The organism is Cobetia sp. AM6, assembly GCF_009617955.1.
GTDB classification, from domain to species: Bacteria; Pseudomonadota; Gammaproteobacteria; order Pseudomonadales; family Halomonadaceae; genus Cobetia; species Cobetia amphilecti.
Map to the genome: position 1 here is coordinate 3,609,556 of NZ_AP021868.1, position 21,324 is coordinate 3,630,879.

Annotated in this window: 21 protein-coding genes; 7 read left to right on the forward strand and 14 right to left on the reverse strand. The window is 64.7% G+C overall.

Features of this window, described 5'->3' with window-relative positions; all coding sequences use genetic code 11:
- Window positions 1–82: 82 nt before the first annotated feature.
- The 3 genes from aceF to ampD form a co-directional block, all read right to left on the reverse strand.
- Window positions 83–2,116: a pyruvate dehydrogenase complex dihydrolipoyllysine-residue acetyltransferase gene (gene aceF / locus CLAM6_RS15065; RefSeq protein WP_153636538.1), complete on the reverse strand. Its 2,034-nt coding sequence runs from the start codon at window positions 2,114–2,116 to the stop codon at window positions 83–85.
- A gap of 105 nt (window positions 2,117–2,221) precedes the next feature.
- Entirely contained in the window at window positions 2,222–4,897 is a 2,676-nt protein-coding gene (aceE, locus tag CLAM6_RS15070) for a pyruvate dehydrogenase (acetyl-transferring), homodimeric type (protein ID WP_043333779.1), read from the reverse strand.
- 448 nt (window positions 4,898–5,345) lie between these two features.
- On the reverse strand, window positions 5,346–5,957 hold the full coding sequence (gene ampD, locus CLAM6_RS15075; protein WP_052384569.1) for a 1,6-anhydro-N-acetylmuramyl-L-alanine amidase AmpD: 612 nt from the start codon (window positions 5,955–5,957) through the stop codon (window positions 5,346–5,348).
- 171 nt (window positions 5,958–6,128) lie between these two features.
- On the opposite strand from ampD, the gene nadC reads away from it, so the two are divergent.
- The 3 genes from nadC to CLAM6_RS15090 all read left to right on the forward strand — a co-directional run bounded on the left by nadC (window position 6,129) and on the right by CLAM6_RS15090 (window position 8,694).
- Window positions 6,129–6,992: a carboxylating nicotinate-nucleotide diphosphorylase gene (gene nadC / locus CLAM6_RS15080; protein WP_054556845.1), complete on the forward strand. Its 864-nt coding sequence runs from the start codon at window positions 6,129–6,131 to the stop codon at window positions 6,990–6,992.
- Between the two features lie 110 nt (window positions 6,993–7,102).
- Window positions 7,103–7,762: a class I SAM-dependent methyltransferase gene (locus tag CLAM6_RS15085; RefSeq protein WP_172978725.1), complete on the forward strand. Its 660-nt coding sequence runs from the start codon at window positions 7,103–7,105 to the stop codon at window positions 7,760–7,762.
- Between the two features lie 137 nt (window positions 7,763–7,899).
- The gene (locus tag CLAM6_RS15090) at window positions 7,900–8,694 is read left to right on the forward strand and encodes an SDR family NAD(P)-dependent oxidoreductase (RefSeq protein WP_153636540.1); all 795 of its coding nucleotides are present in this window, start codon (window positions 7,900–7,902) and stop codon (window positions 8,692–8,694) included.
- A gap of 155 nt (window positions 8,695–8,849) precedes the next feature.
- Here CLAM6_RS15090 and CLAM6_RS15095 read toward each other — a convergent pair whose 3' ends face one another.
- The 4 genes from CLAM6_RS15095 to CLAM6_RS15110 form a co-directional block, all read right to left on the reverse strand.
- Complete coding sequence (locus CLAM6_RS15095; RefSeq protein ID WP_052384567.1) at window positions 8,850–9,371, reverse strand: GNAT family N-acetyltransferase; 522 nt, start codon at window positions 9,369–9,371, stop codon at window positions 8,850–8,852.
- A gap of 93 nt (window positions 9,372–9,464) precedes the next feature.
- Window positions 9,465–10,145: an acireductone synthase gene (gene mtnC, locus CLAM6_RS15100; RefSeq protein ID WP_153636541.1), complete on the reverse strand. Its 681-nt coding sequence runs from the start codon at window positions 10,143–10,145 to the stop codon at window positions 9,465–9,467.
- Window positions 10,142–10,738, reverse strand: coding sequence for a 1,2-dihydroxy-3-keto-5-methylthiopentene dioxygenase (locus tag CLAM6_RS15105; protein ID WP_052384566.1), 597 nt, complete (start codon window positions 10,736–10,738; stop codon window positions 10,142–10,144). Before CLAM6_RS15105 ends, mtnC begins: the two co-directional genes overlap by 4 nt.
- A complete protein-coding gene (locus tag CLAM6_RS15110; protein ID WP_153636542.1) occupies window positions 10,735–11,400 on the reverse strand; it encodes a methylthioribulose 1-phosphate dehydratase in 666 nt (221 codons plus the stop codon). The genes CLAM6_RS15105 and CLAM6_RS15110 overlap by 4 nt, the downstream gene beginning before the upstream one ends.
- Window positions 11,401–11,744: 344 nt before the next feature.
- Between CLAM6_RS15110 and tsaA the strand changes: the two genes are divergently transcribed.
- Together tsaA and CLAM6_RS15120 are read left to right on the forward strand one after the other, a co-directional pair.
- Window positions 11,745–12,500 (forward strand): tRNA (N6-threonylcarbamoyladenosine(37)-N6)-methyltransferase TrmO, encoded by a 756-nt coding sequence (tsaA, locus tag CLAM6_RS15115; protein ID WP_242007834.1) that lies wholly within the window; start codon window positions 11,745–11,747, stop codon window positions 12,498–12,500.
- 186 nt (window positions 12,501–12,686) lie between these two features.
- A complete protein-coding gene (locus CLAM6_RS15120; protein WP_043333775.1) occupies window positions 12,687–13,265 on the forward strand; it encodes an NADPH-dependent FMN reductase in 579 nt (192 codons plus the stop codon).
- A gap of 161 nt (window positions 13,266–13,426) precedes the next feature.
- Here the strand turns inward: CLAM6_RS15120 and purC are convergent, their stop codons facing one another.
- The 4 genes from purC to dapA form a co-directional block, all read right to left on the reverse strand.
- A complete protein-coding gene (gene purC / locus CLAM6_RS15125) occupies window positions 13,427–14,143 on the reverse strand; it encodes a phosphoribosylaminoimidazolesuccinocarboxamide synthase (RefSeq protein WP_043333774.1) in 717 nt (238 codons plus the stop codon).
- Between the two features lie 194 nt (window positions 14,144–14,337).
- Complete coding sequence (locus CLAM6_RS15130) at window positions 14,338–15,120, reverse strand: MBL fold metallo-hydrolase (RefSeq protein ID WP_043333823.1); 783 nt, start codon at window positions 15,118–15,120, stop codon at window positions 14,338–14,340.
- Window positions 15,121–15,263: 143 nt separating this feature from the next.
- On the reverse strand, window positions 15,264–16,202 hold the full coding sequence (locus tag CLAM6_RS15135; RefSeq protein WP_054556839.1) for a hypothetical protein: 939 nt from the start codon (window positions 16,200–16,202) through the stop codon (window positions 15,264–15,266).
- A complete protein-coding gene (gene dapA / locus CLAM6_RS15140) occupies window positions 16,202–17,086 on the reverse strand; it encodes a 4-hydroxy-tetrahydrodipicolinate synthase (protein ID WP_043336386.1) in 885 nt (294 codons plus the stop codon). The genes CLAM6_RS15135 and dapA overlap by 1 nt, the downstream gene beginning before the upstream one ends.
- Before the next feature lie 447 nt (window positions 17,087–17,533).
- On the opposite strand from dapA, the gene CLAM6_RS15145 reads away from it, so the two are divergent.
- A complete protein-coding gene (locus CLAM6_RS15145; RefSeq protein WP_054556838.1) occupies window positions 17,534–18,010 on the forward strand; it encodes a peroxiredoxin in 477 nt (158 codons plus the stop codon).
- On the opposite strand, the gene CLAM6_RS18115 is transcribed toward CLAM6_RS15145, so the two are convergent.
- Genes CLAM6_RS18115 through CLAM6_RS15155 form a run of 3 tightly spaced genes read right to left on the reverse strand, consistent with a single transcriptional unit; the run spans window position 17,994 to window position 19,514 of the window.
- Window positions 17,994–18,125, reverse strand: coding sequence for a hypothetical protein (locus CLAM6_RS18115; protein ID WP_277876246.1), 132 nt, complete (start codon window positions 18,123–18,125; stop codon window positions 17,994–17,996). The two genes, CLAM6_RS15145 and CLAM6_RS18115, sit on opposite strands and share 17 nt — an antisense overlap.
- 34 nt (window positions 18,126–18,159) lie before the next feature.
- Window positions 18,160–19,251 (reverse strand): AI-2E family transporter, encoded by a 1,092-nt coding sequence (locus tag CLAM6_RS15150; protein ID WP_043336373.1) that lies wholly within the window; start codon window positions 19,249–19,251, stop codon window positions 18,160–18,162.
- Entirely contained in the window at window positions 19,248–19,514 is a 267-nt protein-coding gene (locus CLAM6_RS15155; RefSeq protein WP_153636543.1) for a sulfurtransferase TusA family protein, read from the reverse strand. Before CLAM6_RS15155 ends, CLAM6_RS15150 begins: the two co-directional genes overlap by 4 nt.
- A gap of 255 nt (window positions 19,515–19,769) precedes the next feature.
- Here CLAM6_RS15155 and CLAM6_RS15160 point away from each other — a divergent pair, with 255 nt between their 5' ends.
- Window positions 19,770–21,272, forward strand: a complete 1,503-nt coding sequence (locus CLAM6_RS15160) for a M48 family metalloprotease (RefSeq protein ID WP_153636544.1) — start codon at window positions 19,770–19,772, stop codon at window positions 21,270–21,272.
- Window positions 21,273–21,324 lie beyond the last annotated feature (52 nt).

The following is a 21,324-nucleotide window of genomic DNA, read 5'->3' on the forward strand; positions in this document are numbered from 1 at the left end:
CGAAGGAGGCCGTTCTGTCAGCGAGGAGCGCCTTCACCTTCCAGGAAGGTCACGGCACCCGCGCTTCATGCCACAGGCATCATCAGAGCAGCATGCGACGCACGTCGGTCAGCACCTGAGCCAGATACGCCGTGAAGCGCGCTGCATCCGCCCCGTTCACCGCACGGTGATCGTAGGACAGCGACAGCGGCATCATCAGACGCGGCTGGAAGGCAGCGCCGTCCCACACCGGCTTCATCTGCGCCTTGGAGACGCCCAGGATGGCGACTTCCGGCGTGTTGACGATCGGTGTGAAGGCAGTACCGCCAATGGAGCCAAGGCTCGAGATGGTGAAGCAACCACCGGTCATCTCTTCGCGCTTGAGCTTCTTGGTCTGCGCCTTCTTGGCCAGTTCCACGGATTCCTTGGCCAGCTCCAGCAGGCTCTTCTGATCCGCATTGCGGATCACCGGCACCATCAGGCCGTCCGGCGTATCCACCGCGATACCGATGTGCACGTACTTCTTGTGCACCAGGGTCTCACCGTCGGCCTTGAGGCTGACGTTGAACTGCGGATACTTGGCCAGCGCGTGAGCCGCCGCCTTGATCATGAACGGCAGCGGCGTGAGCTTGGCACCTGCCGCTTCCGCCTCGGCCTTCATGGACTTGCGGAAGGCCTCGAGCTCGGTGATATCGGCTTCATCGAACTGGGTCACGTGCGGGACGTTGAGCCAGCTGCGATGCAGGTTGGTGGCACCGGCCTTCATCAGGCGGCCCATCTTCTTCTCTTCGATCTCACCGAACTGGCTGAAGTCCTGATCCGGCACCTGCGGGATACCGGCACCGCCGGTGGCCTGCGCGGCAGGGGCTGCCGGTGCGGACTTGGCCTTCTGCATCATCTGCTTGACGTAGGCCTGGACATCTTCCTTCACCACACGGCCCTTCGGACCGCTGCCGGAGACGTCCGCCAGGTCGACACCGAACTCACGTGCCAGCAGGCGAACCGCAGGTCCTGCGTGGACCTTGGCACCCTTGCTCGGCTTGTGAGCGGCCATCTGGGCTTCCGGACTCGGCGCACCGGCCGGTGTCGGAGCCGGCTTCTGCTCGCTCTTCTCCGCCTTGGGAGCGGCCGGCGCTTCGGACTTGGCAGCCTTCGGCGCAGGCGCGGCACCCGCGACCTCGATGTAACCGATCAGGTCACCCTCGGAGACGGTGTCACCTTCCTTGACGGAAAGCTCCACCACCTTGCCCTTGTAGGGGCTCGGGATGTCCATGGTCGCCTTGTCGGACTCGAGCGTGATCAGCGCGTCTTCCTCGTTGACCTCGTCGCCGACGGCCACGGCCATCTCGATGATCGGCACGCTGTCGCTGCCGGAGAGATCCGGGACACGCAATTCCTTGCGCTCCGGCTCACCGGAGGCCGGCTCTTCTTCAGCAGCCGGTGCCTCGGAAGACGTGTCTTCAGAGGTGGACTCGGAGGAAGAAGCCTGCTCGGCCGGCGCGGAATCAGACGCGCTGTCACCGCCTTCACCGGCGATTTCCATCTGACCGATGACGTCGCCGGAAGCGACGCTGTCGCCTTCCTTGACGGTCAGCTTGACGATCTTGCCCTTGTGCGGGCTCGGGACGTCCATGCTGGCCTTGTCGGATTCCAGCGTGATCAGCGCATCTTCGGCGTCGACTTCATCGCCTTCGGAGACGGCCATCTCGATGATCGGCACGGCTTCGGAGTCGCCCAGGTCCGGCACGACGATGTCGACGGTCTGGGTGCCACCGGAAGCGGCCTTCGGCGCAGGTGCGGACTCTTTCGGCGCTTGCTGCTCAGAGGCCTCCTGCTTGAGAGCCTCTTCCTTCGGCGCTTCCTGCTCGTCAGAAGCGTCAGAGGAGGTGTCACCACCGCCTTCGGCTTCCAGCTCCAGGATATCGTCGCCTTCGGAGACGGTGTCGCCTTCCTTGACGAGAATCTTCACCACCTTGCCGCCCTTCGGTGCCGGCACATCCATGCTGGCCTTGTCGGACTCAAGAGTGATCATGGTGTCTTCGGCGGAGATGACATCTCCCACCGCCACCGCTATCTCGATGATCTCGACATCGGAACTACCGCCAATGTCGGGAACCTTGATGATTTCGCTGCTCAAGATCGTGCTCCTTCCAAAACGTGCACGGGGAGCGACACCCGAATCACCTGCGCATCATCATGATGTCGAGGAGGGAGTGCCGCTCGCCTGTTCCGCGATCTCCGCTCAGACGTTCAGCGGATTCGGCTTGTTGGGGTCGATGCCGTAGGTCTTGATCGCTTCCGCGACCACCTTGCGGTCGATCTCACCACGATCCGCCAGCGCCTTCAGGGCCTGGACGGTGACGAAGTTGCGGTCGACTTCGAAGAAGTGACGCAGCTTCTCGCGGGTATCGGAACGACCGAAACCGTCGGTACCGAGCACGTGATAGTCAGCCGGCACCCAGGCACGAACCTGGTCAGCAAACAGCTTCATGTAGTCAGTGGCAGCCACGACCGGGCCGTCACGTCCTTCCAGACACTGAGTGATGTGCGGCTTGGCCGGGGTCTCTTCCGGCTTGAGGAAGGCCTGACGATCCAGTTCCAGCGCTTCGCGACGCAGCTCGTTGAAGCTGGTGACGCTCCAGATGTCGGCGTCGACACCGTAGTCCTGCTTGAGCATCTCGGCGGCAGCCTCGACTTCACGCAGGATGGTGCCGGAACCCAGCAGCTGAACGCGTGCCTTGCCGTCCTTGCCGCCTTCCTTGAGCAGGTACATCCCCTTGATGATGTCCTCTGCGGGCACCGTCTCGAGTGCTGGCTGCTCGTAGTTCTCGTTCATCACCGCCAGGTAGTAGAAGACCGGCTCGTGCTGCTCGAACATGCGCTTCATGCCGTCCTGCACGATGACCGCCACTTCGTGAGCGTAGGTCGGGTCGTAGGTGCGGCAGTTCGGGATGGTCGAGGCCAGGATATGGCTGTGGCCATCCTGGTGCTGCAGACCTTCACCGTTCAGGGTGGTACGACCGGCAGTGCCGCCGACCAGGAAGCCACGTGCCTGCAGGTCGCCTGCGGCCCACGCCAGGTCACCGATGCGCTGGAAGCCGAACATCGAGTAGTAGACGTAGAACGGCATCAGCGGCAGGTTGTGGTTGGCGTAGGACGTTGCCGCCGCCACCCACGCAGACATGGCGCCTGCTTCGGAGATACCTTCCTCGAGGACCTGACCTTTCTGGTCCTCGCGGTAATACATGATCTGACCCTTGTCGACCGGCTCATACTTCTGGCCTGCCGCGGTGTAGATGCCCAGCTGACGGAACATGCCTTCCATGCCGAAGGTACGCGCTTCGTCAGGAATGATCGGCACGACACGCTCGCCGAGGGTCTTGTGCTTGACCAGGCCGTTGAGCACGCGCACGAAGGCCATGGTGGTGGACACTTCGCGGCCGTTGGAACCCTTGAGCTGGGACGCGAAGATCTTGTCGTCCAGCGGCGGGATTTCCAGCGTTTCATACTCGGTGCGACGCTGCGGCAGGTAGCCGTTCAGACGTTCGCGCATGAGGTGCATGTACTTCATTTCCGGGCTGTCGTCCGCCGGCTTGTAGTACGGCACTTCCTCGAGCTGCTCGTCGGTCAGCGGAATACCGAAGCGATCGCGGAATGTCTTCAGCGCTTCGTGTTCCATGGTCTTGACCTGGTGGGCTTCGTTGGCCGCTTCGCCATCGCCCATGCCCATGCCGTAACCCTTGACGGTGTGCGCCAGGATGACGGTCGGACGACCATTGGCGTTGTTGACCGCTTCGTGATACGCCGCGTAGACCTTGTACGGGTCGTGGCCACCACGGTTCAGACGCCAGATATCGTCGTCTGACATGTCCTTGACCAGATCGGCCGTCTCCGGGTACTTGCCGAAGAAGTGCTCACGCGTGTACGCGCCGCCATTGGCCTTGTAGTTCTGGTAGTCGCCGTCGACCGCTTCGTCCATGCGCTTCTGCAGGATGCCTTTCTTGTCCTGTTCGAAGAGCGGATCCCAGAAGCGACCCCAGGTGACCTTGAGCACGTTCCAGTCGGCACCACGGAAGACACCTTCCAGCTCGTCCATGATGCGGCCGTTGCCGCGCACCGGACCGTCAAGACGCTGCAGGTTGCAGTTGATGACGAAGATCAGGTTGTCGAGGTTCTCGCGGCCAGCCAGCGAGATGGCACCCAGGGATTCCGGCTCGTCACACTCGCCGTCACCCATGAAGCACCACACCTTGCGGTCGTACATGGACTTCAACTCACGCGAGTTGAGGTACTTCATGACGTGCGCCTGGTAGATCGCCTGGATCGGGCCCAGACCCATGGAGACGGTCGGGAACTGCCAGTAATCCGGCATCAGCCACGGGTGCGGATAGGAAGACAGGCCGTTGCCGTCGACTTCCTGACGGAAGCTGTCCATCTGCTCCTGGCTGAGACGACCTTCCAGGAAGGAACGGGCGTAGATGCCCGGCGCCACGTGACCCTGGATGTAAAGCAGATCGCCTTCGAAATCTCCTTCCGGTGCACGGAAGAAGTGGTTGAAGCCTACGTCGTAAAGCGTCGCACTGGACATGAAGCTCGAGATGTGACCGCCCAGGCCCTTGTGGGCACGGTTGTTGCGGATCACCTGAGCGATGGCGTTGTAACGGATAAGCGAACGGATACGACGCTCCATGAACAGGTCGCCCGGCATGCGCGCTTCGCGGTGCACGGGGATACTGTTGCGATGGGGCGTGGTCACCGAGAAGGGCACCTGATGGCCATCACGACGCAGGCGGTCGGCCAGGCGTGACATCAGGTACTGGGCACGATCCTCACCCTCACGATCCAGAACCGATTCCAGGGAGTCCAACCATTCCGTGGTTTCGATCGGATCGAGATCTTCTCTTGCCTCCAGACTCATAGACGTCTCTCCGAGTGAAGAAATTTTTTGTCAAACGTTTCGACGAACAGCGATATCGAAACCAGTGGCGCTCTTCAGTGTGGGCACGACCTTCTGAGTGGGTCGCATCTCCGATAGACCTGTCGTGACCGGGTCTTGCCGGCCGTCAATCTCGACGCGCATCCTGCGCCAAAGCAGGGCACAAGATGCAGTCATTTGGCGTGAAAGATACCGCAAACACCCCCGCGTGCCAATTCAGGGCAGCAAGACTCACCGGGCAGGTGCAATGCTTGGCTGCCCCGCGGCAGCACTGGCCTCATGCGCCTTGCGGTCGGGACTCATACGCCAGACTGAGCCGCCCTCGATAGCCGTGATGTAGTAAAACTACCAACGCGCCCCGCCACTGGGCGTTTCCTGCCTGGAGACGCCACACAATGCTGCAATGCACCATCGCGAGACACCTGCGACCTTAGTCCTGAATGTCGTCCAGCAGGCGATCGAAGTAAGCCCAATCGAAGGCCGGGCCAGGATCCGTCTTGCGCAACGGCGCAATCCGCGCATGCGAGGTGATGCGCTCGCGCGTCAGCGCGGGATAGCTCGCCATCAGGCCGGCCACGGTGCGTGCCAGGGTGCGATATTGGACATCACGATAGGGATGCACCTCATCGCCCTCGAGCTCGATGCCGATGGTGAAGTCATTGAGTTCGACGCGTTCACGCTGACCGTCATGCCAACGCGAGCGCCCGGCGTGCCAGGCACGACGATCGAAGGGCACGAACTGCACCAGGCGACCGTCGCGCTGGATCAGCACGTGCGCCGAGACGCGCAGCTGATGGATATCGGCAAAGTAGGGATGGGCACCGGGGTCGAGCTGATTGGTGAACAGCTGCTCGATGGCCGGGCCGCCGAAGCGTCCGGGCGGCAGGCTGATGGAATGCAGCACCAGCGCCGAGACTTCTCCCTCGGGACGAGCATTGTGATTGGGAGACGGCACCTGACGGGCGCTCTCCAGCCAGTGCTCGGGGGTGACCGCCAGACGCGTCAGGTGGCCCGACCGCGGGGAAGAGGACAAGGGGGGCATCGAAGACTCCAGACGGGAAGGTCGTCGCACGCGGGGACTGACCGCTCGCGTGGCTTTTCCTATAATGGCGCACATTATGGCATGCTCGGCAGCCACGGGTCTGTGCCACTGCCCTGGCACACGCACAGACCCCGGCTCCGGCAGCACTCTTCGTACAAGGATCAGACGCGCATGAACTTCCACGACGCCCTCGCCGAGGATATCCGTACCAGCGCCGCCCGCCTGCTCGCCGAGGATGTCGGCGGTGGCGATATCACCGCCGAATTGATTCCGGAGCGCCAGTGGGCCAAGGCGCGCGTGATCAGCCGCGAACCGGCCATCCTGTGCGGTGTGCCCTGGGTCGATGAGCTGTTTCGGCGCCTCGATCCGCGCGTCAGCCTCAAGTGGCTGGCCAGCGACGGTGATCGCCTCGAGGCCGACGCGCCCTTCCTGGAGCTGGAAGGCCCGGCACGCTCGCTGCTGACCGGCGAGCGTGCGGCGCTCAACCTGCTGCAGACGCTCTCCGGCACCGCGACCCGCGCCAGCCACTATGCCTCGCTGGTCGAGGGCAGTGGCGTGCGCCTGCTCGATACCCGCAAGACCCTGCCGGGCATGCGTGTCGCCCAGAAGTACGCCGTCAGCTGCGGCGGTGGCCACAATCATCGCATCGGCCTCTATGACGCCTTCCTGATCAAGGAAAACCATATCGCCGCCTGTGGCAGCATCGCGGCGGCGGTACGTGAGGCGCGCGACATCGCCTCCGACGTCACCTGCGAAGTGGAAGTCGAGAATTTCGAGGAGCTGGCCCAGGCGCTGGATGCCGGTGCCGACGTCATCATGCTCGACAACTTCGACAACGATCAGCTCATCGAGGCCGTGGCGCGCAACAAGGCGCATGCCAAGCCGGCCGTGCTGGAAGCCTCCGGCAACGTCAGCGAGGCGACCCTGCCGGGTATCGCCGCCACCGGCGTGGATTGCATCTCGATCGGCGCACTGACCAAGGACGTGACCTCCATCGACCTGTCGATGCGCATCTACACTGTCGAGACCCGCTAGCCAACGACAGGTGAATGCCTTCCTGCTGGCCAGCTCCTGTCCTGCAGAGGTCGCCACTGACGCCGGCCCATCTGTCACGACACATTGCCATGCCGCCAGGGAGGCGCCCCATGTCCCCGCCATCTCCTCATCAGCCGCCACCTGAAGCCCCCAGGGCATCAGGCGGCGGCTGGCAGACGCGCCGCTGGAGTCTCTACGCGCCGATCTATGACCGTGTGGCCGCCCGCATCCTGCGCTCCGCGCGGCGCGACGCCATCGCGACTCTCGATATCCAGGCGGGCACCCGCGTGCTGCTGCTCGGCGGCGGCACCGGGCTCGACCTGCCCTTCCTGCCCCGTGACATCGAACTCGAGGTGATCGACGCCTCCCCCGCCATGCTGCGCCGCTGTCGCGAGCGTGCCGAGACGCTGGGCTTCGATGCCAACGTCAAGCCGGGCGACGCCATGGCGCTCGACTTCCCCGATGGCTATTTCGATGTCGTCATCGCCCACCTGATCATCGCCGTGGTGCCCCAGCCCCAGCGCGCCTTCGATGAAGCGCTGCGCGTGCTGGCCAGTGATGGCGAGCTGTCGCTGCTCGACAAGGGCCTGCGCGGCAATCGCCCGGCCGGGCGACTGCGTCGTCTGCTCAATCCTCTGGCTCGGCTGGTGGCGACCAACCTCAATGTGCCGCTGGACAACCTGCTGGAGGGCCATGCGGTGCAGCGACTCGAGGACCGCGACCTCGGCCCCGGCGGGGTATTGCGCCACATGCATCTGCGCAAGATCTGATCTGCACCGCCACTCCCCCCCCTTGCATTGCGCGTTCGGCATCGCCACGCAATGAGCACACTCGGATGACGAAAGCGACACGGCTCGAGGCACCCGCCTGGGCTCTCGTCGCCGTCGCTCCCTGCAAGGAGGTTTGCATGCAGATTGATCTACGCGGCCGCAGCGCCATCATCAGTGGTTCCACTGCCGGTATCGGCTTCGCCATCGCCACAGGGCTTGCCCGCGCAGGCGCCAGCGTCACCTTGACCGGCCGCACCCAGGTGCGTGTCGATGAGGCCGTCGCCAGCCTCAGAGACAAGGCGCCCGGCAGCGAGGTACAGGGCGTGGCCGCGGACCTGGGCACACGCGAAGGCTGCGACACGCTGATCCGCGCCGTGCCGGACACCGACATCCTGATCAACAATGTCGGCATCTTCGCCCCGCAGGATTTCTTCGACACCGACGACGACACCTGGGAGCAGTTCTTCCAGGTCAACGTGATGTCGGCGGTACGCCTGTCCCGCCATTATGCGCGCGGCATGAAGGAGCGCGACTGGGGCCGCATCCAGTTCCTGTCCAGCGAATCGGCGCTCAACATCCCCAGCGAGATGGTCCACTACGGCATGACCAAATCCGCGGTGCAGTCCGTCTCGCGCGGGCTCGCCAAGGTGCTGTCCGGCACTCGGGTGACCGTCAACGCCATCCTGCCGGGGCCGACCCGCTCCGAGGGCGTGCTCGAGATGCTCAAGCAGAACGCCGAGGAGCAAGGCAAGGCACTTGAGGAGGTCGAGGCCGACTTCGTCAAGCAGGCCCGCCCGACCTCCATCCTGCAGCGCCTGGCAAGCCCCGAGGAAGTCGCCAACATGAGCGTCTACGCTGCCTCCGAGCAGGCCAGCGCCACCACCGGCGCCGCACTGCGCGTGGAAGGCGGCATCGTCGACACCATGGCCTGATCGTCTGATCACGCGGCATGCCTGACACCATGCCAGACGCGACACCATGCCAGACGCGACACCATGCCAGACGCGACAACATGCCAGACACAAGACGCCCCCACCGGGCGACCGGCGGGGGCGTCTTCATTTCCGATATCACCGTGACGCACGCGTCACTCGTCGAGACGTTTCTCGAAGCGCTCGCGCTTGAGACAGATGCCATCGCGCTTGACGTGCTCAAGCCCCAGGCTGTGCCAGCCACGGCGGGCCAGGCCCGGCGACAGCGTCAAGCTGGCCTCCAGACTCATCACGCGCACCTTGCGCTCACGCAGGTCGCGCTCGGCCGCCGCCAGCAACTGGCTGCCGATGCCCTGCCCCATCAGACTCGGATAGACGTAAAGCATCTCGATGCGCGCCAGCGGCCATTCGGGGGCGTACTCGCAGAAGCCGATGCAGCGACCATCACGCTCCGCGACCAGCACCTCGAAGCGATGCTGACGCGCGGCCCAGCGTTCGGCGTCGCGCGGGACACGCGCGGCCCACTGCTGGCGCTGCGCCAGATCATAATGACCGGCAGCGCCCTGCATGACGGCCTGGTAGAACACCTCGGCCTGATCCGCGGCATGCTGCGGCTGCGCCGCCACGATATGAACACGCTCCCTGGCCACTTCACGGCTATCGGTCTGGCTGTGCAATCGTTCGTCCTCCTTGTGTCCTCGAACGAGGACGATGTATTCATGGAAAACCTGACAGGCTCACGGCTGACACCTGTCACTGAAGCGTCCTGCTCAGCCGCTGAAGGACACCTCATCGAAGCGGCTGGCCCGCGGGTGATCTCCCGTGACCATGTCCGGCTCCCGCACCAGCTGCCAGGTATGGAAGCCGGCGGCAGCGGCGGCGTCCAGCTCGGCGACGACATCCGACAGGAACAGGATCTCCGCACCCGGAATGCCCAGCTGACCGGCGATGCGGCGATAGCTCTCGGCTTCCTGCTTGGGGCCCGTGGTGGTGTCGAAGTAGCCGGCAAACAGCGGAGTCAGATCGCCGACATCGGAATGCCCGAACAGCAGCTTCTGGGCCTGGATGGAGCCTGAAGAGTAGACATACAAGGACAGGCCGCGTTCCTTCCAGTCACGCAACCCCTTCACGGCATCGGGATAGACATGGCCGGTGAAGTCACCGTCCGCGTAGCCCTGTGCCCAGACCATGCCCTGCAGCGCCTTGAGCGGCGTGGCCTTGCGGTCGGCATCGATCCAGCCTTCCAGAATGGCGATCACGGCCTCGAGATCGGCCTCCGGCGCCTCGGCCAGCTCGCGGGTGGCGGCCAGCTGCTCGGCGACATCCTCACGCTCGGCGTTGGCACGCACGAAATCGCCCAGGTTGGCGCGCGCATAGGGGAACAGCACCTGATGCACGAAGCGAATCGAGCCGGTCGTGCCCTCGATGTCGGTGACGATGGCGCGAATCATGCGGACTCCTGGGAATGCGGGGCTGCGGTCTGGGTAAAGTGCTCGGCCAGCGCTTCATGACGCGGGAAGCGGGCGGCGATGTCATTGTCGGTGAAGTTGGCGATCCAGCCTTCCGGATTGGTGAACAGGCGGATGGCAGTGAAATCCGGCGTCGGCCCCATGTCGAACCAGTGCGGCGTGCCGGCCGGTACGGCGATCAGGTCATCCTTCTCGCAGCCGACCGCCAGCACGCGCTCGCCCAGATGCAGATAGAAGATGCCGCTGCCGCGCACGAAGAAGCGCACCTCGTGCTCCGCGTGGCGGTGCTCATCGAGGAACTTGCCGCGCAGGGCGTCGCGGTCAGGGTGATCCGGCGTCAGGCCGATCACGTCGGCGGTGACGAAGCCGTTCTCGGACTTGAGACGCGCGACATCGTCGGCGTAGGCCGCCAGCACCTGCGTCTGGTCGGTGGGATCACTCATCTCGCAGCCCGCCGTCCAGCGCTCGAAGCGAATACCTTCGGCCTCGAGTTCGCTGGCGATCTGCGCGCCATCATTGGTGATCAACTGCGGACGCGAGGCGTCCTGCTCGGCGTAGATGGCCAGAAAGCTCATCGCTGTCTCCTCAGTTCCAGTTCACAACCCATCAGGAAATCGAGCGCTTCGACATGGCGGCGACAGGCCGTCATGCTGCTGGCCCAGGTATAGAGGCCATGGCCGCGGATCAGGTAGCCGTGCAGACCGGCATCGGCGGCCAGCCGGGCACGCACGTCCAGCGCCAGCGCATCGATATCCTGAGTATTGTCGAAGACGGCCAGACGTACCGCCGTCTCATGACTCTTGACGCCTTCCAGCGCCTTGTTGAGCTCGAAACCCTCCAGGCTCAGGGTGTCGCCCTCATGGCACAGCGACAGCACGGTGGCGGCCCTGGAGTGGGTATGCAGAATCGCCTGCGCGTGGGGCAGGTCTTCGTAGAGCTGGCCATGCAGGCGCGCCTCGTCAGAGGCCTTGCGGGAAGTGCCCTGCAGCCTGATGGCAAAATCGCTGACCAGAATGTCGCCACTGGTCAGGCGGCCCTTGTGGCAGCCCGAGGCGGTGACCGCCATCAGGCGATCACTGAGACGACAGGAGAAGTTGCCACCGGTGGCCGGTACCTGCCCGGCAGCGTCCAGCGCCTGACCGGCCTCGATCAACTGTTGGCTCGCCAGTGCTAGGCGGTCGAGGTCCAGTGTCGACGGCAGGCCGTCGGCAGCGGCAATGGCGATAGGGTCTGACATGATCAAAATTGCCCTCAAGAGTCGCGCGGGGCATTCACGCCCCGTCGCCAGCATCACGATTCAGCGCCATGCGGCGCTGCTCTCGCGGCAGACTACACAAGCCGACCCAGTGAGACCAGTCATGCCGAGCGACGACGGGCATGGCATCATGGCGACCTGGAATGTCACACGACATTCTGCGCCATCATCACTTCAGCCTCAGCCACGGTCTTGCCATGTCCTCTTCCGATCAGCCCGCCAGCCCCCACCCGACCGCCGTCACGGCCGAGCGCCCGATGAGCGACGCCGCACTGGCCAGGCGCCTGCCGCTGCTGCCCCCACATCTGCGTGAGCAGGCCGCGGCGATGGGGCAACAGGCCATGCAGCCTGTGGGCATCATCGAAAGCTGCTACCCGGACAAGTTCGGCATTCCCCGCCAGCCGGGGCTGGCGCGCCACGCCACCGCCATCCTGCACCTGCTGCCACCCTTCGATGACCCAGACTGCGTGCGCGACATCGAGGGCTTCAGCCATCTGTGGATCCACTTCCTGTTCCACGCCAGCCCCACACGCTGGACGCCCTTGATCCGCCCGCCGCGCCTGGGGGGCAATGCGCGCACTGGGGTCTTCGCCTCGCGCAGCACCCACCGTCCCAACCGACTGGGGCAGTCGGTGGTCGAGCTGGCAGGCGTCGAGACGGCGGCCAATACCACGCCGGATGGCGAGCAGTCGGGCAAGCGCAACGGCGTGCGCCTGCTGCTGCGCGGTCACGACCTGCTCGATGGCACGCCGGTAATGGACATCAAGCCGTATCTGCCGTGGGTTGATGCGGTGCCCGAGGCGCGTGCCGGCTACGCGCCTGCGCCACCGCCACGTCACGCCGTCGCCTTCAGCGCACAGGCCGAGCAGACACTGGCGACCCGGGCCGACAGCGCCACGCTGCGCGCCCTGATCGAGGAAGTGCTCGCCCAGGACCCGCGCCCCGCCTATCACGCCGCCAGACCCGCCGATGGCAAGCGCCAGTATGGCGTGCGGCTGGTGGACGTGGATGTGCGCTTCACGGCCCGCACACAACCCGATGGTTCCTTGACGATGGAGGTCGCGGCCATCGTGGCCGTCTGATCAAGCCCCTGCGCGAGCCAGGGCAGCGCCTTGCCAATGGGGGTCAACGCCTTGCATGAAGCGGATCGAAGGATTGCGCGCGCCAGATCAAGACAATGCCAGATTGGATTGGCAAACCGTCACGAGACCTGACCATACTGGGCGTGCGTTCCTTCATCTCCACTCGTTTCACCGGGAGTCCGCCGCATGAGTATCCGTCTGCTTGCCTTTGCCGCCAGTACCCGCAAGGCCTCCGTCAATCGACGCCTGATCGAGCGCCTGGCACACCACGCCCGGCAGGAAGGTGCCGAGGTCAGTCTGCTCGATCTCAACGACTTCCCGATGCCGCTCTACGATGGCGACAGCGAAGAGGCCAATGGCCGTCCCGCCAGCGCCGACCGCCTGCAGGAGATGCTGGCCAGCCATCAGGGGCTGTTGCTGGCGACGCCGGAATACAACGGCTTCTTCAGCCCGCTGCTCAAGAACACCTTCGACTGGCTATCACGCCCGGCGGCGGATGGCCAGAGCGGCATGGACGCCTTGCGCGGCATGCCGGTCGGCATCGTCTCGGCCTCACCGGGTGCCATGGGCGGCATGCGCGCGCTGCCCTTCGTGCGCCTGTACCTGAACAACCTCGGCATGCTGGTCGCGCCCCAGCAGATCGCGGTCTCGCGTGCCGCCAGCGCCTTCCACGAGGATGGCAGCCTGGATGATGAAGGCCAGGACCACGCCCTCGCGGCTGTCGCCCGCCAGGTGATCGACCTGGCCAGCCTGCGCGCCTCCTGAAGCGCCACGCTTCTTTCCTCACAGCTACGTTCCCGGCCAGACACTTGGCGCCTGCCAAACAAGAACGGCCCCCTGCCATTGGCAGGGGGCCGTTCCTTGATGCGCTGTCTGTGACGTCAGAGCGTCAGTGCATCACCTCAGACTTTGCCCCAGATTCAGGCTCAGGCCGAGAAATCGATACCGATACGGCGACCGACTTCCTCATAGGCTTCGATCACGCCGCCCAGGCCCTGACGGAAGCGGTCCTTGTCGAGCTTCTCGCGCGTCTCGGCATCCCACAGACGGCAGCCGTCCGGCGAGAATTCGTCACCCAGCACGACCTCACCCTTGAAGACACCGAACTCGAGCTTGTAGTCGACCAGCAGGATGCCGCCGTCGAGGAACAGCTGCTTGAGGATGTCGTTGACCTGGAAGGTCAGTTCCTTGGCGCGTGCCAGGTGCTTGGGCTCTGCCCAGCCGAAGGTCTCGACCAGCGACTCGTTGATCATCGGGTCGCCCTTCTCGTCGTTCTTGAGGAACAGCTCAAAGGTCGGCGGATTGAGCTCGATGCCTTCCTCGACCCCCAGACGACGCACCAGTGAACCGGCGGAGATGTTACGCACCACGCACTCCACCGCCATCATGTCGAGACGCTTGACCAGACATTCGTTGTCGCTGACCAGACGCTCGAAGTGGGTCGGGATACCGGCCGCCTTGAGTTTCTCCATGATGAAGGCATTGAACTTGTTGTTGACCATGCCCTTGCGATCCAGCTGCTCGATACGCTTGCCGTCGAAGGCGCTGGTATCGTCGCGGAATTCCAGCAGCAGAAGATCCGGGTCGTCAGTGACGAAGACGGATTTGGCCTTGCCAGCGTAGAGCTCTTCACGCTTTTCCATGAGATTCCCCCTGATGACGCTAGACGCGTCGAGTGTTGAGGCGGTCGACGATGAATCGATCACGCTTGAGTCTGTCACGCCCAGTCGAGAAGGACTGTGGCGTTGGTGTATGGCGTGATTCGAGAGCTGTCCATCTGGTCAGCTCATCCAGAATCACAAACGCCCGATCGCGAAGCGACCGGGCGTCATGAATATCAGGCGATGGCCTGCCAGCCAAAGCCGCTGTCCTGCGCGGCGATGATCAGGCGACTATCGTCATCCGCAAGCCAGGGGGCCAGTGCCTCCCGGGCCAATGACGGATGGTTGTTGCTCTCCGACAGGTGCGAGGCCACCAGCCGCTGCAGGCGCGCCAGCCCCAGATAGGGCAAGGCGGCACACGCCTGGGCATTGGCCAGGTGACCGAGCCGCCCCCCGACCCGCCGCTTGAGGCTGGGCGGATACGGCCCGCTGGCCAGCATCTGCGGATCGTGGTTGAACTCCATCACCAGCGCATCGCAATCGGCAAAGCACTGCAGCACATGCTCACTGACATGGCCGAGATCGGTCAGCACGCCGAGGCGACGCGTGGCCGTCTCACCGCGCCGGTTGAACACGAACTGCACCGGCTCGCGCGCATCGTGGGGCACCGTGACCGGCAGAATCTCGAGATCCTTGATCGCGAACTCCTGCTGCGGCGTGATCAGATGGCGACTCGGCAGCGCACCGAGCTTCTTGGCACGCCCGGCAAGCCAGGTGCCGGTGGTCAGATGCACCGGCACACCATGACGACGCGCCAGCGGCCCCACGCCGCTCAGGTGATCACCATGTTCATGCGTGACCAGCACGGCGTCCAGCTGCGAGGGATGCACCCCGAGGCGCGCCAGGCGGGCCTCGGTCTCCTTGAGGGTGAAGCCGCAATCGACCAGCACCAGTGCCTCGCGAGTGCGGATCAGCGTGCCGTTGCCCTTGCTGCCGCTGCCCAGCGACGCCATCGCCATCACGCCCTGAGCGTCGCCACTCGGCCCACGGGCGGCCGCCAGCGCCCCACTGCCTGCCACCGGGAGGGGGATCTGAAACGACGCAGCCGCCTCACCCGACGAGTCGTCAGATGAGGCGGCGCAAGGCGTGTCGAGCCACATGCTCAGCGCAGTGTCGACGCCACGGCGTCGAGCAGCTCACGCGCCAGTGCCGGCGTGGTCTCTTCACCATCGGCACGGGTCGCCGTGACCAGGGTGTGGTCATTCTCGGCGCGCAGCTTGAGTACCATCGGTACCGGATCACCATCGCCACCGATACCCAACCAGCCGCCATCACGCTCTTCACGCGGGATGTAATCGACCATGAACTCGCCACGCGAGCGGTCCTGATCGGTCAGCGTCTGGTAGTCGGTGTTGAAGTTCTTCTGCAGCTGATAGAGCAGCTCGGCCCAGCTGCGCTCGGTGTCCAGCGCCAGATCGACCTGCCAGGTGCCATCGCGGCCTTCCAGGCGCACGCGGTCATCACGGCTGAGCGACTGGGCCGCCAGCGAGACACCACTATCGGCGGAAGACGCGGCCAGATAGCCGCTCAGCGCGTTCAGGCAGCTGCCGGCGACATCGCCGCCCTGCTGACAACGCACTTCGGAGGCATCGGCACGCAGCCCCTGGCTGACGCTGATGATGCCCTGGGCCGTGGTGATCTCGCCCTTACCGGCATCGATGCTCTGCACATCAAGGCCCTGGTCGCGCACGAAGGACTGCAGACGCGTCCACACCGCTGCCGGCGCGGCGTTCACGGCCAGCCAGCGGGCATCGCCGCTCTGACGCATGGCGACGAACTCACGCCCGCCCTGCTCGCTGGTCGCCAGCGGCTGGGGGCGCGGTGCCTCGAAGTCGTCGCTGGCCAGGAAGTCACTGCTGGCCTGCGGCACCGGCATGGAATCCTGGTAATCACCACGATTGATCGTGTCCGGCAGCTCCAGCGGCGGCGCGATGCTGGCATCGGCATACTCGCTGTTGCGATCGTAGTAGTAGCCATCACTGGAACAACCTGCGACCGCGAGCGCCGTCAGCAGGGCCAGTGGCACGAAACGCTGACTCATCAGTTGAGCACCTCGGCCAGTTGCAGTGCTTCCTCGACCGTGGAGTGGTACTGCTCGGACAGCCAGGTCAGCGGCAGACGCACGCCGGACTCCGGCGACAGGCCCATGCGATGCATGGCGAACTTGACCGGGATCGGGTTGGACTCGACGCCCATCGCGGAGTGCAGCGGCATCAGGCGCGTGTTGATCTGGTGAGCGCGCTCGGCATCGCCGGCCACGGCGGCTTCACACATCTCGTGCATCAGGCGCGGCGCGACGTTGGCCGTCACCGAGATATCGCCGTGGCCGCCCATCAGGATGAAGTCGCAGGCCGTGGGGTCATCGCCGGAGTAGAGCGCGAAGTCAGTGCCCTTGAGGCGGTCGATCAGTTCCTGACCACGCTCCAGGTTGCCGGTGGCATCCTTGAGGCCGACGATGTTGTCGAGCTCGGCGAGACGGAAGACCGTCTCGTTGTAGATATCGGAGCAGGTACGACCCGGCACGTTGTAGAGAATGACCGGGATACCGGCCTGCTCGGCGACGGCCTTGAAGTGCTGGTAGAGCCCTTCCTGGGTCGGCTTGTTGTAGTACGGCGCCACGGAGAGGCAGTAATCCGCACCGACTTCCTTGGCGTAGCGAGCCAGCTCGACCGCTTCAGAGGTGGCGTTGGCGCCCGTGCCGGCAATGACCGGAATCTTGCCGGCGACCGTCTCGACCACACAGCGGATGACATCGAAGTGCTCCGCGAAGGACATGGTGGTCGGCTCGCCGGTAGTGCCGGCGGCGACGATGGCATCGGTGCCATTTTCGAGGTGGAAGGCGACCAGCTGGCGCAGGGCGTCCCAGTCGATCTCGCCGGTGGCCTTCATCGGGGTCGCCAGTGCGACAATGCTACCTGTGATCATCCCTCGAATTCTCCTCTGGTGCCTGATGCGCCAGGCGTGTCCCTGCGCTGTTGAAACAACGGATCTCGGGGACAGACATCTGACATAAATTGGTTGACGCCGGACTCTGATTGCGTGGGCACGCCGACACGCGAGTCGCGTCAAGGGTGATGATGTTACAAAGACCATCGAAGCCTGTACAGACGCCATCTGCACCGGTTGTGCAAAGCGGTGGATTCCCTCGCCTGTCCACGGGGCAGATGCACGGTGGATGGGCGCGATGGCGCCGGTCGCCAAGACGGTGAAACACAAGAGTTCTGCCCTGTCTTTGACAAGTCAGGACGCCCTGCGTGTAATGCAGGACACACCGCAGAAGCGGGCAAGCGCGATGCCCATCACTGCCGGTTTTTTTCATCATTCAGCACTGTCAGCCGCCACATGGCCGTCAGTCATCGCCAGGAGAGCACGATGAGCGTCAGCCTCGGTCAGCCAATTCCCGACTTTACCGCCCAGGCCACCAGTGACACCGAAGTCACTCCGGCCAGCCTCAAGGGCAAGCAAGCCGTCATCTATTTCTACCCGAAGGACCACACGCCGGGCTGCACCACCGAAGGCGGTGACTTCCGCGACAACCTCGAGGAATTCGAAGCGGCCAACACCGTGATTCTCGGCGTTTCCCGCGACAGCCTGCGCACCCACGAGAACTTCCGGGCAAAACAGGGCTACCCGTTCGAGCTGATCAGCGACCCGGACGAGACCCTGTGCAAGATCTTTGACGTCATTCACATGAAGAAATTCATGGGCAAGGAAAGTCTCGGCGTGGTGCGGTCCACCTTCCTGATCGACGCCGACGGCAATCTGGCGCGCGAATGGCGTGGCGTGAAGGTCAAGGGCCATGTCGAGGAAGTGCTGGAAGCCGCCCGCGAGCTCAACGCTGACCGCTAGTCTCGAATGGCAGCAGCTCGAGTGGCAGCAGCTCGAGTGGCAGCAGCCCGCGTGACAGCAGCTCGTGGAGAAACAGCTGAGCAGAGTGCGCCTGTGCGCCAGCCGCCTCAGCCATGAAAAAGCCCCGCCGATTGGCGGGGCTTTTTCGATCAGGCGCTCTTGTCCGCGACCCGATTCTCCTCGGCGCGCGCCCGGCGCGGCCAGGCATAGAGCAGCGACTTCATCAGGGTCGCCAGCGGGATGGCGAAGAACACGCCCCAGAAGCCCCAGATGCCGCCGAAGAACAGCACCGCGAGGATGATCGCCACCGGATGCAGATTGACCGCCTCCGAGAACAGCAGCGGCACCAGCACGTTGCCATCCAGCGCCTGGATGATGCCGTAGGCGATCATCACGTACATGAAGGTGTCGCCCAGCCCGTAATGGAAACCGGCGACGGCGGCGACCGGCAAGGTCGCCCCTGCCGCGCCGATGTAGGGAATCAGCACCGAGAAGCCGACCACGATCGCCAGCAGCGCCGAATACGGCAGCCCGAAGGCGACGAAGGTGACGTAGCTGACGCCGCCGACGATGACGATCTCGATCACCTTGCCGCGCACGAAGTTGGCGATCTGGTCATCCATCTCGTTCCAGACCCGGCTCATCAGCAGGCGCTTGCGCGGCAGCAGCGCCAGCGTGAAGTCCACCAGCCGCTCGCGGTCCTTGAGCATGAAGAACACCAGGATCGGTACCAGCACCAGGTAGATCACCACGCCCATCAGGTTGCCCAGCGACGCCAGCGACAGCGATACCGCGCGCTGCCCGAACTGGGTCAGCTCACGTCCGGCGGCGCCGACCCACTGCTGGACCTGCTCCGGCGTGATCAGGCCGGGGAAGCGCTCCTGCAACTCGCCCAGCCAACGCTGCCCGGAGGCGAACATGCCGGGGATCTCCTGGATCAGATTGGCCAGCTGATGCCAGACCAGCGGCAGCAGGATCAGCGCACTGGCCAGCATGATGCCCATGAACACCAGCGTCATCAGGCTGACCGCCGCCAGGCGCGGCAGGCCGCGACGCTCCATCCAGCTCACGCCGCTCTGCAGCAGGAAGGCGACGATCAGGGCGGTGAAGAATGGCGCCAGCATGCTGCCGAGCAGAATGACGGCGGCGAACACCAGCACCAGCACCAGAAACAGCACCACCGCTTCTTCGTCGGAGAAATAGCGCTCGATCCAGCCACGCAACAACGTCTTCATGGTCATGACGGATCTTCCTCGCACAGCGCCTTGATCACGAAGCGATAATCGCCCTCTGGCGTCTCTTCACGCGAGACCAGCGCGTGATCGCTCAGCGCCAGATAGGCAGGGATGTCGCCCCAGGCGCCTGCGTCGCTGGCGAGGACCTCGAGTTGCTCGCCGGCACTCATGCCAGCCAGTTTGAGCTTGGTGCGCAGCAGCGGCAACGGACAGTGCAGGCCGCGCGCATCCAGCTTCTGCAGGTGGGTATCGGCCGTGGAGTCAGCCATCGGATTCGCAGTCTCAGCGCCAGGTCGTTCGAATGCCATCTGCCCTTCCGTTCTCGTTATGATGTTCTGCCGCACACCATGGAGGGTGCAGCTTGAAAACGCCCCGATTTAAGGGCACCTTGCCTGACAAAGCAACTTTCCGCCCTGCGCGGCTGCGTCTTGCCCGGACTCGCGCAGGGCCGTCAACGCCAGTGCGGCGCCCGGCAATCCTGCGAGCCGACCGCACCTTGCGCCATATCGAAGAGGATTGCCTGCATGTCGTTGCTGCCCCCCTTGAGCGGACGCGTCCGCATCGGACGCCGCGGGCTTGCCACCCTGTCGAGCGCCCTGCTCGGCCTGTTGCTGATGGGCGCGCCGGTCGCCAGTGCGCCGGCCGCATCCCACAACGACTATGGACTGCCGGACCTGGGGAGTGCGAGTGGCGGCATCTCCAGCAACGATGAATATCGTATCGGTCGCGCCTGGCTGCGTCAGTTCCGCGCCCATGTGCGTGAATGGGATGATCCCATCACTCTGGACTGGATCGGTAGCATCGTGCGTCAACTGGCGCCGTGGAGCGAGCTGGATGAGCGCAATTTCATCATCACGCTGGTCGCCAGCAGCCAGCTGAACGCCTTCGCCGTGCCCGGCGGCGTGGTCGGCGTCAATACGGGGCTGTTCGCCTTCGCGCCGGACCGCGACGCCTTCGCCTCGGTACTCGCCCACGAACTGGGCCACCTCTCCCAGCATCACTTCGCGCGCAACATGGAGCGCCAGGCCGAGACACGCCTGCCGACGCTGGCCGGCTTCCTCGCCGGCATGGTGATCGCGGCGGGCGGAGGCGGTTCAGCGGGCATCGCGACCATGGCCGGCACCCAGGCCGCTGCCATTTCCGATCAGCTGGCCTATTCGCGCCGCTTCGAGCAGGAGGCCGACCGCGTCGGCATCGATGCGCTGTCACGCGCCGGCTTCGACCCCGAAGCCATGCCGCGCATGTTCCGCGCCATGCAACGCATGGCCAGCCTGCAGGGCGGCAATGCACCGGAATTTCTGCTCACGCACCCGGTGACCGAGGCGCGTATCGGCGACACCCAGGCGCGTGCCGACGCCATGCAGAAGGTGACTCCCGACCCGCTCGCGCAGCTCGCCTACGCGATGATCCGCGCCCGCGCCCTGCTGGCGCTCAACCTGCGCCAGCCCGAGCAGGGACTGACGACACTGCGCGAAGACAACCCCGACCCCGACGCGATTGCCTACTATCAGGCGCTGGCCGCGGCGGAGCACAACCAGGTCGACAAGGCACTGGCCGCGCTGGACCGCCTGCATGACAAGCATCCTGACCTGACCCTGATCAGCGCCAGTGCGGTCGAGGTCGCGCGGGATGCCCGGCGTTATGAGGAAGCGACACGGCGCGCCAGACGCCTGCTGCGCCTGCAACCCGACTACCTGCCGACCCGACTGGCCATGGCGGAAGTCGCGCTGCAACAGGACCCCGCCGCCGCGCGCCAGCAGCTGGAGGACATGCGCCGCGATCATCCCGATGACCCCAAGGTCTGGAGCCTGGCCTCCGAAGCCAGTGGGCGCAGCGGCCACACCGCCGAGGCCTTCCTGTATCGCGCCGAATTCGACCAGCTGGAGGGCCGCATGGACAAGGCCTTCGCTCAGCTCAAGCTGGCCGACGAGGCCGCGCGCAAGAACGGCGACTTCAGCATGGCCAACCGTATCAGTTCACGCCGGGAAGACTTCAAGCGCTATCGCAACGCCATTGAGGAGTTCTGAGGCACGCTCCCTCTCGCAGCACCAGGCAAACAAAAACCGCCGCCCCGGGGAA

Bases quoted from the DNA above. Each gene is read 5' to 3' on its own strand.
- CLAM6_RS15130 (WP_043333823.1), bottom strand. From the start codon at position 15,120: ATGGCGATGGCGTCGCTGGGCAGCGGCAGCAAGGGCAACGGCACGCTG.
- CLAM6_RS15105 (WP_052384566.1), bottom strand. From the start codon at position 10,738: ATGAGCTTTCTGGCCATCTACGCCGAGCAGGACGCCTCGCGTCCGCAG.
- CLAM6_RS15135 (WP_054556839.1), bottom strand. From the start codon at position 16,202: ATGAGTCAGCGTTTCGTGCCACTGGCCCTGCTGACGGCGCTCGCGGTC.
- CLAM6_RS18115 (WP_277876246.1), bottom strand. From the start codon at position 18,125: ATGGCTGAGGCGGCTGGCGCACAGGCGCACTCTGCTCAGCTGTTTCTC.
- CLAM6_RS15110 (WP_153636542.1), bottom strand. From the start codon at position 11,400: ATGTCAGACCCTATCGCCATTGCCGCTGCCGACGGCCTGCCGTCGACA.
- CLAM6_RS15090 (WP_153636540.1), top strand. From the start codon at position 7,900: ATGCAGATTGATCTACGCGGCCGCAGCGCCATCATCAGTGGTTCCACT.
- CLAM6_RS15150 (WP_043336373.1), bottom strand. From the start codon at position 19,251: ATGACCATGAAGACGTTGTTGCGTGGCTGGATCGAGCGCTATTTCTCC.
- CLAM6_RS15155 (WP_153636543.1), bottom strand. From the start codon at position 19,514: ATGGCTGACTCCACGGCCGATACCCACCTGCAGAAGCTGGATGCGCGC.
- CLAM6_RS15085 (WP_172978725.1), top strand. From the start codon at position 7,103: ATGTCCCCGCCATCTCCTCATCAGCCGCCACCTGAAGCCCCCAGGGCA.
- ampD (WP_052384569.1), bottom strand. From the start codon at position 5,957: ATGCCCCCCTTGTCCTCTTCCCCGCGGTCGGGCCACCTGACGCGTCTG.
- CLAM6_RS15160 (WP_153636544.1), top strand. From the start codon at position 19,770: ATGTCGTTGCTGCCCCCCTTGAGCGGACGCGTCCGCATCGGACGCCGC.
- CLAM6_RS15145 (WP_054556838.1), top strand. From the start codon at position 17,534: ATGAGCGTCAGCCTCGGTCAGCCAATTCCCGACTTTACCGCCCAGGCC.
- aceE (WP_043333779.1), bottom strand. From the start codon at position 4,897: ATGAGTCTGGAGGCAAGAGAAGATCTCGATCCGATCGAAACCACGGAA.
- nadC (WP_054556845.1), top strand. From the start codon at position 6,129: ATGAACTTCCACGACGCCCTCGCCGAGGATATCCGTACCAGCGCCGCC.
- dapA (WP_043336386.1), bottom strand. From the start codon at position 17,086: ATGATCACAGGTAGCATTGTCGCACTGGCGACCCCGATGAAGGCCACC.
- purC (WP_043333774.1), bottom strand. From the start codon at position 14,143: ATGGAAAAGCGTGAAGAGCTCTACGCTGGCAAGGCCAAATCCGTCTTC.
- CLAM6_RS15120 (WP_043333775.1), top strand. From the start codon at position 12,687: ATGAGTATCCGTCTGCTTGCCTTTGCCGCCAGTACCCGCAAGGCCTCC.
- mtnC (WP_153636541.1), bottom strand. From the start codon at position 10,145: ATGATTCGCGCCATCGTCACCGACATCGAGGGCACGACCGGCTCGATT.
- tsaA (WP_242007834.1), top strand. From the start codon at position 11,745: ATGGGGCAACAGGCCATGCAGCCTGTGGGCATCATCGAAAGCTGCTAC.